Genomic DNA, 11815 nt, shown 5'->3' with positions numbered 1-11815 from the left:
TAACTATAGAAGAGCATATAATACTACTTGTAAAAGAAGGATTAAGTAAAAAGGAAGCGGTAAAAAAGGTGGCAAAAGATAGAAGCTTAGAAAGAAATATAGTGTATAAGGTCTCAACAGAATTAGAAATATAAAAAAAGTACCTCTAGGGGATAGAGGTACTTTTTTTATATTAAAATATTAATATATGTATCTGTATATTATCTTCCGTTCTTCATTTCTTCAAGACAATTTTTGCAGATATTCTTACCTTTATAGTTTATAACATCTCTAGCATCACCACAGAAGATACAAGCTGGTTCGTATTTCTTTAATATGATTTGTTCACCATCTACATAAATTTCTAAAGCATCTTTTTCTGCGATATCTAAAGTCCTTCTTAATTCTATAGGAATAACAATTCTTCCTAATTCATCCACTCTTCTTACTACACCTGTTGATTTCATTTAAAATTCCTCCTTATATTTGCATTGTTCGACATTTTACTATGTTATGTTACCAAGTTTGTAATATAAAGTCAACTAAAAATGTGAAAAATATTTTTATATTTACAAATTTCTCTCTAAACTATGTCTAAATTGAATATACTACCATTTTTTGAAAATGTCAATAGTTTACATTTAAAAAATATATTTATGATTAGTTTTTTTTTTAGATAAGAACCTATAATTACAGCAATTCAGCAAAAACCAAAACATGGAAATAAAATCATAAAAGAAGCGATAAAATTAAAAATGATAAAAATTGACATTGGCTTATGAAAACAAAGAATATTTGTCGAAATATGTATATGTATAATATACTATTAATTTAAAAAAATAGCAATAAAAATAATATAGTTAATGTAACTTGTAATAAGTTTTTTTGTACTATATAATATAATTAACGATAAACATTTAAAGGTGGGATATATATGGGTAATAAATTTGATTCTAATTATATAGAAGAACTAGCAAATGAGCCATCAAGTAGTAGTACAATTCCATATAGTGATTTACCACAATATGATTTGTTTTTGTCACAAGTAATTGATTTTTTAAATGATAAATTTCCTAACGATAAGTATACCAGCAATATTGTCCAAAATTATATTAAAAGTGGAGTTATAACTAAGCCAGAGGATGGTAAGAAGAGAGGTTATACTAAAATACATTTGGTGCAACTTGTACTTTTGAGTTATATGAGACCAGTATTGACAACAGAAGAAATTAAGAAAGTATTTAGTTTAGCATTTAATGAAATAAATGATAGAAATGATGATATAATATCATGGGAGTCTGCATATAAAATATTTGAAGAAATTCAGCAGGAAAGTTATGGCTCGATTTTAATGAATTCTACTGGGGATTTAGGAAAATTAGATAAAATTATGGATTCGCTTGAATTGGATAAAAAAGATGAAGAGCGTATAAGAGTGTTTGTTAGTGTGATGGCTTTGCTTTCACAAGCAAGTGCAATAAAAAAACTGGTACAAAAAATTGTTAATGACTACAGTACGGAATAGGAGAGCGTAGTTCTCCTATTTTTTTATTTATATAGAATTAAGGTGAAGAATGATGGCAGTTGAAGTAAGAAAGTCAGTACGAGAATTTGTTGAAGTAATTTTAAAATCAGGAAGTTTAGATAATAGATTTAAAACCAATGCTAGAGCTTTGGAGGGAGTAAGAGCCCATCAAAAATTACAGAAAAGTAATGAAGAAATTTATAAGGAATATGAAAAAGAAGTTTATTTAAAGACAGACATAGATATGGATGATTTTATTTTACATTTAGAAGGTAGATGCGATGGAATTATAAAAGATGGAGATAATATAATAGTTGAAGAAATTAAATCTACATATGTACCGCTTAGAGATATATATGATGATTTTAATATTATGCATTGGAGTCAAGGAAAAATATATGCGTATATGATAAGCAAAGAAAGATGTATCTCTACTATATATGTTCAACTAAGTTATTATAATTTGGAAACAAATGAAGTTAAGTCGTTTTTAAATAGATATGAATTTGAAGAATTAGCAACATATATAGAAGAGTTAGTAGGTTACTATAAGAAATATGTACTTGTTGAAATTAAACATAAAGAAATGCGAAATAAAACTATAATGGGCATTATATTTCCTTTTAATGAATATAGAGCAGGACAATTAGATCTTATAAGAGCTTGCTATGGAACTATAAAAGAGGGAAAAAAGATATTTCTGCAAGCTCCTACAGGGATTGGGAAAACAATTTCAACTCTTTTTCCAAGTATTAAGGCAGTAGGGAAAGGTTTAGCTGATAGAATATTTTATTTGACTGCCAAAAATGTAAATAGAAAAGTCGCAGAAGATACATTGGAGGACTTAAGAAGACAAGGATTAGTATTTAAATCAATTTCACTAACAGCGAAAGAGAAAATATGTCGCAATGATAAGGTTGAGTGTAATGAAGAAATGTGCCCTTATGCAAAGAATTACTATGATAAAGTGAAGAATATTATTTTCGAAGTGTTAGAAAATGAAGATTTTATTTCGTATCGGGAATTGATTTATTATGGAGATAAATACAAGATTTGTCCATTTGAATTATCTCTAGACTTAGTCAAATGGTGTGATGGGGTAATTTGCGATTATAATTATATATTTGATCCAAAAGTTTATCTTAGGCGCATAGTTGATGATGAAGGGGAAAATAATATTATTCTTGTGGATGAAGCACATAACTTAATTGATAGAGGAAGAAGTGGATATAGCACTAAATTAAGTAAAAGTGAATTTTTGAATTTACGAAGAGAAGTTAAGGGAGTATTACCTAATATATATAAGATTATAAATAAAATTAATAAATTATTTATAGAAGAGAAAAGAAATTGTGAAGCTCAGGATAAAAATTCAATATTTTATAAGGAAGTACCTAAAGAACTTTGTAAAATATTAAGAAGCTTTCATAGAGAGTCTGAAGAAGTACTTGTAAGAAAAGAAAAGTTTAGATTTACTGATTTATTGTTGGATATATATTTTGATATAAATAGTTTTTTGTCTATTTCAGAATTATATGGGGATGATTATGTAACGTACGTTAATATAGAAAGAGATGATGTTATTATTTCCATGTTTTGTGTAGATCCAGCAGAAAAACTTAAAAGTACTATGGATAAGTTCAAAGCAACAATACTTTTTTCAGCAACTTTAGCTCCTTTTCAGTATTTCATTAAAGTGTTAGGAGGAGATATTAATGATTATAGACTTAAACTAAGATCCCCTTTCCCAAAAGAAAACCTTGAAGTTTATTTATATAAGGGGAATACTAGATATTCGGCTAGGGATAAAACATTGCCTCAAATTTGCAATAAGATTTTTGAGTTTATAAACATACAAAAGGGAAATTATATGATTTTTTTTCCTTCATATGAATATGCTAATAAGGCAAAATTCTATATTGAAGATAATTTTCAAGTTAATAATATAATTTCTCAAGAAGCTAATATGGATGATGAAGATAGAAAAAGGTTCTTATCTAGATTTGAAGAAGGAGAAGATGTAATTGCTTTTTGTGTAGTTGGAGGATTGTTTTCAGAGGGAATTGACTTGCCTGGAGATAAACTTATAGGAGCTATAGTAGTAGGTGTGGGGTATCCTAAAGTTTCATTAGAAGGAGAGATTATAAAGAATCATTTTAGCGAAGAAGGAGAAAGAATAGCATATATATATCCAGGAATGAATAAAGTTATGCAGGCTGTAGGACGTGTAATTAGAACTGAAGAGGACAAAGGTAGGGTGTTACTTATTGATGATAGATATACAAATTCAGAGTATTTCAATCTAATGCCAGAGGAATGGCAACCATTAAAAATTATAAAATAGAGAATAATAGCATAAAATAAAAAAAGTAATAAAAGGATAGATTGGTGATTATATGAATAATGAAAAAAATTCCAAAATGGATTTACTAATACACTTAATAGTTAAGGTAAAAAGAGATGATATATTTGCTCTAGCATCACAATTGGCATACTATTTAGTTCTTTCATTTTTTCCATTCATAATGTTTTTGCTTACACTGGTTGGATTTATTCATCTAAATTCTAAGGAGGTTCTAGAGGGATTGAGAACTATATTACCAATATCGGTAATGGAACTTACAGAAACTACAATATTAGAGGTTCTTGGATCACAAAACACAGGTTTATTGGGAATATCAATTATATTAGCCGTATGGACAGCATCATCAGGATTTAGAGCTGTAATGAAAGGGATTAATAAGGCTTATAATATACATGATGAAAGAACATATATAAGAAGAGCAATGGTATCATTTATTAGTACTATAGCATTAGCATTAACAGTTCTAATGGCATTGGCTTCATTGGTGTTCGGAAGAGTTATTGGAAACCATCTAATAGAAATGCTACCTCTTAAAGAAGTTATAGGAGTTATATGGAATGTGTTAAGATATGGAGTAATTATTTTTGTTTTAATTTTTGTATTTGCAGCAATATATAGATATACACCATCTAAAATGTTAAAATGGAAAGAAGTTTTGCCAGGAGCTATTTTTAGTACTATAGGGTGGTTGATGATTTCAATTGTTTTTTCATTCTATATTAATAATTATAACAATTATTCGAAGTTTTATGGGAGTTTAGCTGCAGTATTTATTTTAATGATATGGTTATTTTTGTCGTCTATAATTTTCATGTTTGGGGTAGAAATTAATTCGGTTTTAGATATAAATAGGCAAAGAATAAAAAAATTAAATAAATAGGAAAAATAGTTGAATATTAATCTTTGTTCATGGAAACACTTAAAATGAAAATATTCAGGAGGTGTTAACATGAACAAAATAATTATATTAGGAAGACTTATAAAAGATCCTGAACTTAGAACTGTAGAGGCTGGAGATAAAGTATTTACAAAGTTCATAGTTGCTGTCGATAGAAATTTTAAATCCCCAGATGGGACTAGGAAAGCAGATTTAATTCCAGTAACAGTTTGGGGTAAAAAAGCCGAGGTAGTATGTAAATATTTAAAAAAGGGCAATTATATTAGCTTAAGCGGAAGATTACGAACAGGAAGCTACGAAGATAAAGAAGGAAATAAAAAATATATTGCTGAAGTTATTGCAGAAGATTTCAAATTTGTTGGGGGAAGAAGAAACGAGAGTGATGAGGCTACAAATGATCAATAAATAAAACTGCATTCTAATATAATATGAAAAACAAAGGATAAAACATTGATATTTTAAATAAATGTGCTATAATTAAACTGTGAATGATAACGTATTCATGTTTCAAATGTGGTATATTTGAGAGGTTTAAGGGAAATAAAAAAGCAGGCTGTAATAGCTTGTTTTTTTATTTCCCTTAAATTTTTTTGTTTATAAGTATATTTTGAAATACTAAAATAAGAAGTTTTTGGTTTCATAAGAAAATTAAATTGGTTTGATAAGAGATAATGGAATATAACTTATATAAATAAGAAATATATGTTTTTATACTGTTCAATAAAACTTGCTGAGAAAGTAATTTACAAGTGGGATAACATATATGAAATTTAGAAAGTTAATTTATTAAATTAAGTAATAATAACCTATGAATCGACATATATCAATATCTAGATTAATTGAAAATAGAAAGTTAAAAAAGAAGAAAGGTATAATAAGTTTTTTTATGTCATTAAATAAATAATAATTTTTAGAAAAAGAGGACAGCCTTTGACAATGTTTTCTTATTGGGTATGATAATATTAATTTATAAAAGGGAGAAAAAATAAAAGGAGATGGGAGAATGTTATTAAATAGAGAGGTTACAACTCAATATTCACACAATAGTGAAAGAAAGTATATTTATAGAATAACAGAAGACTTATTAGATGGAATCAAGGAATATGGGATAGAAGTCATAAGAGAAGATAAAAGTGAAGGCATAATTACTAGATGTGTTAGAGAAGAGGTAAAACATATTTCGTCAAAAAAGGAGTGGGTATTTCAAATATTGAGTATATTATCGAGAAATGAAGTATCGCCTATACACTTAGTAGATGTAATTGGAGAATATATGGATAGTAGTTCATGCTTAGTATAAATATTGTATAGTATCAGAATATAGAAAGTTTGATATAATATACAATATTAGAAAGGTGATGCATATGATAAGGGGAATAGGTACTGATATTGTAAAGATAGAAAGAATAGAAAAGATAATTAATAGGACGCCCAGGTTTTTAGAAGGGGCATTTACATATTTAGAGATATGTTATTATAAAACAAAAAAAAATAATTCAGAGAGTCTTGCTGGTATTTTTGCAGTTAAAGAGGCAGTAAGTAAAGCTCTTGGAACTGGGTTTAGAGGATTTGGATTACAAGATATAGAAGTAATTCATGATGATTTAGGAAAGCCTAGTGTGAGTATTAATGACAAAATTACAGAGAAGTACTGTCTTGATAATTGCAAAATACATGTTTCTATATCACATACAAGTGAGGATGCCATAGCATTTGTAGTGATTGAAGAGGTGAGATAAGTGGAAGTTTTATCAGTAAAAAATGCTAAGGAATTAGATCAGTATACAATTGATGAAATTGGAATTCCGTCTATTATTTTAATGGAGAATGCTGCACATGAAATGGCTTGCAATATGATTAATAAAGGAAATAAATTTGTGTTTTTTTGCGGTACTGGAAATAATGGCGGAGATGGTCTTGCAATAGCTAGAAAATTGATAATAAAAGAAAAAGAAGTTAAGATTTATGTGGTTGGAGACCTAAAAAAAAGCAGTTTTGAATTTAAAGTTAATTATGAGATATTAGTAAAAATGATGGCTGAAATAGAAATTATAAATAGTGAACAAGATATAATCAAAGTTCAAAGCAAAGTAAAATATGAAGATATTTTAGTTGATGCAATTTTGGGAAGTGGAATTAATAGACAAGTTGAGGGAGTAATACTCAAGTTAATTGAATTTATAAATGAAAATGCAAATTATGTTATATCAATTGACAATCCATCTGGACTTGATGGTGATACTGGAGAAGTGCTCAATGCATCAATAAAAGCCAATGAAACGTTTGTGGTTGAAGTACTGAAAAAAGGATATTTTAATTCAGGAGTGAAAAATTATTTGGGGGGAATTACCATTGTAAAAATAGGTATACCGAATAATGTTAAGGAGAAGTTTAGTGAAGGCATTAAAATATTAGATAATGCTCAATATAGAAAAATGATACCAGAAAGAAATTTGTATGGGCATAAAGGCAACTATGGAAGAGTTTTAATTTTAGCTGGAAGGTGTGGATTTACAGGAGCTGCCTATTTGGTTACTGAGGCAGCGGTAAGAACAGGGGCTGGGCTTGTAACATTATTAATAGAAAAAGATATACAGCCGATACTTGCAGGCAAATTAGTTGAATCTATGACTGTTTGTTATGATGATAAAGATAGAGTAGATGAACTGATAAAGCAGGCAGACGTTATAGTTTGTGGACCTGGGCTTGGAAATGGTAGTAGCAATAAGGACATGTTAAGAAACTGTATATTTAATAGCAAATGCCCTATTTTAGTAGATGCAGATGCAATAAGTATAATAGGTGAAGATGTTAAGTTATTAGATAGTATATGTGGAAGAGGGATATTTACCCCTCATCCAGGAGAAATGTCTAGATTGATCAGAAAAAGTATTCAATATGTCGAGGCAAATAGAATTGATATTTGCAGAAGTTATTCGAAAAAATATGGAATTATAACTGTGTTAAAAGGATACAACACTATTATTTCAGATGGTGACTTGGTAGTAATAAACAATACAGGAAGTAGTAAGATGGCGTCTGGAGGAATGGGAGATTGTCTTTCGGGAATAATTGGAGCATTGATAGCCCAAAAAATAAGCCTATTTGATTCTGCCAAGTTAGGTTGTTATATGCATGGAATGATTGGAGATGTTTTAGGTAAGGAGAGATATGTTGTTAATGCAAGAGACATTATCGAGGAAATTCCTAAAACTATGGAATATATGTTAATAAAATAGAATAATTCCTCTGATGAAATAATATTAGTATTAATGAGTAATTTTAATTGGAGGATCTGCGAAGGTGGAAATAAAAAAAAACAATATATTATTATTTTTATTAATAATACCGTTCATTTCAATAATATTAGTTATTATTTTTAGACATTTATATTACCCAACAAATGAAGAGATACTTGAATCTGTGAAAAATGCGAAATCATATTCTTCAAAAGTTGAATATATAATAAAGAATACTAAGGGAGAATATAAAGATGAGGCAAATATTTATTATTTTAAAGAACGAGGAATGAGAATAGAATTTGGTCAAGAAAGAGTTAAGATTTATAAAGATGGCTATATTAACATGAATGATAATGGGGATGAATATAAGATTGATGGAGATTTAGATGAAGTTTATACATTAGCATTTACTAGTAATTTGCTATCAAATGAGATCAAAAATGTTGAAGAAAATGCAGAAGAATGGGGGGATATAAAATATTTGGAGGTAGAAATTGCTCTTCCTTTTAAGAATAGTCACATGAATTCGGCTAAGTTATATATAAACAAAAAAGACAAAAGTCCTATGGTAACAAAAGTTTATGATATAAACGGAGATGAAAAGTTAACAATTGTTTACAAAGATTTTAGATATACAGAAGAAATGGATACAGAACTATTTTGATAAATGAACATATGAGAGATATAAAGTGAGACAAAAATAAAGTCTGTAATTAATATTGGCTAGAATAGATAAAGTGATGGCTGGAAGTGGTAGAAACTATTTAAAATATGATTAATTAATTTATCATAAAGAAATATTATGCATTACTAAATAAATATTTTGTAAAAATAGGAAAAAGATCATCAAACCCTTTGACATGTTGACATTATTTGCAATATAATTTAATTATACATAAACTCTTACTACCAGGAGGGAAAGATATGTCATCGTCATGGGAATCAAAAACAAAAAAAGAAGTGCAAAGTGTAAAAAGTAGGTCATTATTTGATGGTAATCTAATACAATGTAATGAAGAAAAAAAATCCTTGGAAGATTTTGAATCAATGAGAAATGGATATATAGAGATGGGCCAAATAAACTTACAACTTGCAATTGATAATGAAAGTGAACTAGCTGATATTAAAAATTATGAGACATGGCTTTGCGGAGTGTGATTTTTCAAATGACGACTATGGTAGTAAAAAGAGGAGATATTTTTTATGCTGATTTAAGTCCGGTAATAGGCTCAGAACAGGGAGGAATCAGACCTGTGATAATAATGCAAAATGACATTGGCAATAGATATAGTCCAACAGTGATTGTAGCAGCAATAACATCACAGATTAATAAGGCCAAATTACCTACTCATGTAGAAATATCATCTGAAGAATATGGGCTGAATAGGGATTCTGTAGTGCTTTTAGAACAAATAAGAACCCTCGATAAAAAAAGGTTGAAGGAAAAAATAGGACATATGACTGAAAGTGATATGATAAAGGTAAATAAAGCATTACTAATTAGTTTAAGTTTAGGGTAAATAAGTACAAGCTAAAAAGATGGTCGAGATAGAAATCTATCTCGATTTTTTTATTTATAAATTATTTCCGTGAATTACATATTAACTTTGGTATAATTATTTTTAATAAAATGCATAAAGAGTATCACAATTAAATAAAAGTATATACTATATAAAATGTTTACATTAAAAAGTGATCATAATAATTGGATTAGAGTATTCAAACAGATTTATTTATGTTAAAATAATATTATTAATTTAGGGAAAAAATAGAGAATATATTATACAGAATTTTTTAGGAGGATATTGCAATGAAGAAAAGTAAAGAAGAATTAATTAAAATTTCTAAACAAATTAGGCAAGATATAATAGAAATGTTAACTGCATCAGGATCAGGGCATCCAGGAGGATCATTATCAGCAACTGATATTGTTACAACATTATTTTTTAATGAATTAAACATTAATCCTGAAAATCCTAAAGATGAAAATAGAGATAGATTTGTATTGTCAAAAGGGCATGCAGCGCCAGTATTATATAGTGCTCTTGCAAGAAGGGGGTATTTTGATCCAAAAGAGTTAACTACTTTGAGAAAGTTAGGTTCAAAATTGCAAGGACATCCTAATATGAATGATGTACCAGGAGTAGATATGTCTACAGGATCATTAGGACAAGGAACATCTGCTGCTGTAGGTATGGCTCTGGCTGCAAAATTGGATAAAAAGAGTTATAGAGTATATGCAGTTTTAGGGGATGGAGAATTAGAAGAAGGTCAAATATGGGAAGCTGCAATGTCAGCAGCTCATTATAAATTAGATAATTTAACTATATTTATAGATTTTAATGGATTACAAATAGATGGAGATATAACTAAGGTAATGAATCCATCGCCTATTGACAAGAAGTTTGAAGCTTTTGGATGGAATGTAATTACTATAGATGGACATAATTATGACGAAATATTGGAATCTATAGAAAGTGCTAAGAAATATAAGGATAAACCAACTGCTATATTATGTAATACTGTAAAAGGCAAAGGTGTTTCTTTCATGGAAAATGAAGCAAGTTGGCATGGGACAGCTCCAAATAGAGAAGAATGTGAAAAGGCAATTAAAGAATTAGGAGGGGATAGATAATGGGAAACAAAGTAGCAACTAGGGAAGCATATGGAAAAGCATTGGCAGAACTAGCAAATGAAAATGAAAATGTAGTGGTTTTAGATGCAGATCTTTCAAAATCTACGAAGACAGCAAATTTTAAGACTGTTGCTCCAGAAAGATTTTTTAATATGGGAATTGCAGAAGCAAATATGATGGGGGTTGCAGCAGGACTTTCAACATGTGGAAAGATACCTTTTGTTAGTACTTTTGCTATGTTTGCAGCAGGTAGAGCTTTTGAGCAAATTAGGAACTCAATTTGTTATCCTAATTTAAATGTTAAGATATGTGCAACTCATGCAGGGCTAACAGTTGGTGAAGATGGAGCATCGCACCAAGCTATTGAAGATATATCGCTTATGAGAAGCATACCAAATATGATAGTAATAAATCCCGCAGACGATGTAGAAACTGAGGCTGCTATAAAAGCTATAGCTAATGTGAAAGGCCCTTGTTACGTAAGGTTAGGAAGAATGGCTGTTGCAACAGTTAATGATGAAAAAAAATATAAATTTGAGATTGGTAAGGGGGTTACTCTTTCAGAAGGAACTGACGTTACTATAATTGCTACTGGGATTATGGTAGAAGCAGCTTTAGAAGCGAAAGATATATTAGCAAAAGAAGGAATAAGGGCTAAAGTAATAAATATACACACTATTAAGCCAATAGATAAAGAACTTATAATTAGGGCAGCAAAAGAAACTAAGGCAATAGTTACAGCAGAAGAACATAGCATAATTGGAGGACTAGGATCGGCTGTTTCAGAAGTGATATCTGAAGAATTTCCTGTACCAGTTTTGAAATTAGGAGTTAATGATGTTTTTGGTGAAAGTGGAAAGCCAGGTGAATTATTAAAAGCGTATGGATTAACATCTGCAGATATAGTGGTAAAAGTTAAAAAGGCAATTGAGATGAAATAACAATAAGTAGGTATAATTTGAATTATATAAGATAGAACTTAATGTACAATTAGCAATTTGCAGTGAAAGGTAATTTGATTTAAACTTTATCTTTTATTGGGATTTGCTTATTGTACATTTATTTTTTTAGAAACATAGGCAATATATTGTATAATATATTGGGAATTATAAAAATATAAAACATTTGTTTAGGATATTTTTTTTCCACAATAGGAATTATAATGATATAT

13 protein-coding genes are annotated in these 11815 nt (G+C 28.9%); 12 read left to right on the top strand and 1 reads right to left on the bottom strand.

The features are described from left to right. Positions 1-200: 200 nt before the first annotated feature. A complete protein-coding gene (locus FAY47_RS07055) occupies positions 201-446 on the bottom strand; it encodes an AbrB/MazE/SpoVT family DNA-binding domain-containing protein (RefSeq protein WP_143315991.1) in 246 nt (81 codons plus the stop codon). A gap of 467 nt (positions 447-913) precedes the next feature. Here FAY47_RS07055 and FAY47_RS07050 point away from each other — a divergent pair, with 467 nt between their 5' ends. The 12 genes from FAY47_RS07050 (at position 914) to FAY47_RS06995 (ending at position 11585) form a co-directional block, all read left to right on the top strand. Next, positions 914-1504: a DUF1836 domain-containing protein gene (locus FAY47_RS07050; protein WP_143315990.1), complete on the top strand. Its 591-nt coding sequence runs from the start codon at positions 914-916 to the stop codon at positions 1502-1504. 52 nt (positions 1505-1556) lie between these two features. Further along, the gene (locus FAY47_RS07045; protein WP_243129564.1) at positions 1557-3848 is read left to right on the top strand and encodes an ATP-dependent DNA helicase; all 2292 of its coding nucleotides are present in this window, start codon (positions 1557-1559) and stop codon (positions 3846-3848) included. A gap of 52 nt (positions 3849-3900) precedes the next feature. Then, a complete protein-coding gene (locus tag FAY47_RS07040; RefSeq protein WP_143315988.1) occupies positions 3901-4749 on the top strand; it encodes a YihY/virulence factor BrkB family protein in 849 nt (282 codons plus the stop codon). Between the two features lie 69 nt (positions 4750-4818). Continuing rightward, complete coding sequence (locus FAY47_RS07035) at positions 4819-5172, top strand: single-stranded DNA-binding protein (protein ID WP_143315987.1); 354 nt, start codon at positions 4819-4821, stop codon at positions 5170-5172. A gap of 598 nt (positions 5173-5770) precedes the next feature. Further along, entirely contained in the window at positions 5771-6067 is a 297-nt protein-coding gene (locus FAY47_RS07030; RefSeq protein ID WP_143315986.1) for a DUF6514 family protein, read from the top strand. Between the two features lie 64 nt (positions 6068-6131). Next, entirely contained in the window at positions 6132-6506 is a 375-nt protein-coding gene (gene acpS, locus FAY47_RS07025) for a holo-ACP synthase (RefSeq protein ID WP_143315985.1), read from the top strand. After that, complete coding sequence (locus tag FAY47_RS07020; RefSeq protein ID WP_143315984.1) at positions 6507-8006, top strand: NAD(P)H-hydrate dehydratase; 1500 nt, start codon at positions 6507-6509, stop codon at positions 8004-8006. 64 nt (positions 8007-8070) lie between these two features. Continuing rightward, positions 8071-8673 (top strand): germination lipoprotein GerS-related protein, encoded by a 603-nt coding sequence (locus tag FAY47_RS07015; protein WP_143315983.1) that lies wholly within the window; start codon positions 8071-8073, stop codon positions 8671-8673. 260 nt (positions 8674-8933) lie between these two features. Further along, positions 8934-9167 (top strand): hypothetical protein, encoded by a 234-nt coding sequence (locus tag FAY47_RS07010; protein WP_143315982.1) that lies wholly within the window; start codon positions 8934-8936, stop codon positions 9165-9167. 8 nt (positions 9168-9175) lie between these two features. Then, positions 9176-9529, top strand: a complete 354-nt coding sequence (locus tag FAY47_RS07005) for a type II toxin-antitoxin system PemK/MazF family toxin (RefSeq protein WP_143315981.1) — start codon at positions 9176-9178, stop codon at positions 9527-9529. 290 nt (positions 9530-9819) lie between these two features. Then, complete coding sequence (locus tag FAY47_RS07000; protein ID WP_143315980.1) at positions 9820-10644, top strand: transketolase; 825 nt, start codon at positions 9820-9822, stop codon at positions 10642-10644. Continuing rightward, on the top strand, positions 10644-11585 hold the full coding sequence (locus tag FAY47_RS06995; protein ID WP_143315979.1) for a transketolase family protein: 942 nt from the start codon (positions 10644-10646) through the stop codon (positions 11583-11585). The genes FAY47_RS07000 and FAY47_RS06995 overlap by 1 nt, the downstream gene beginning before the upstream one ends. Positions 11586-11815: the final 230 nt, after the last annotated feature.

Origin of the sequence: Clostridium sp. HBUAS56017 (assembly GCF_007115085.1) — a bacterium.
GTDB lineage: Bacteria > Bacillota > Clostridia > Clostridiales > Clostridiaceae > Clostridium > Clostridium cibarium.
The sequence above is the reverse complement of the archived record's forward strand: the minus strand, read 5'-3'. Positions and strand labels throughout refer to the sequence as shown.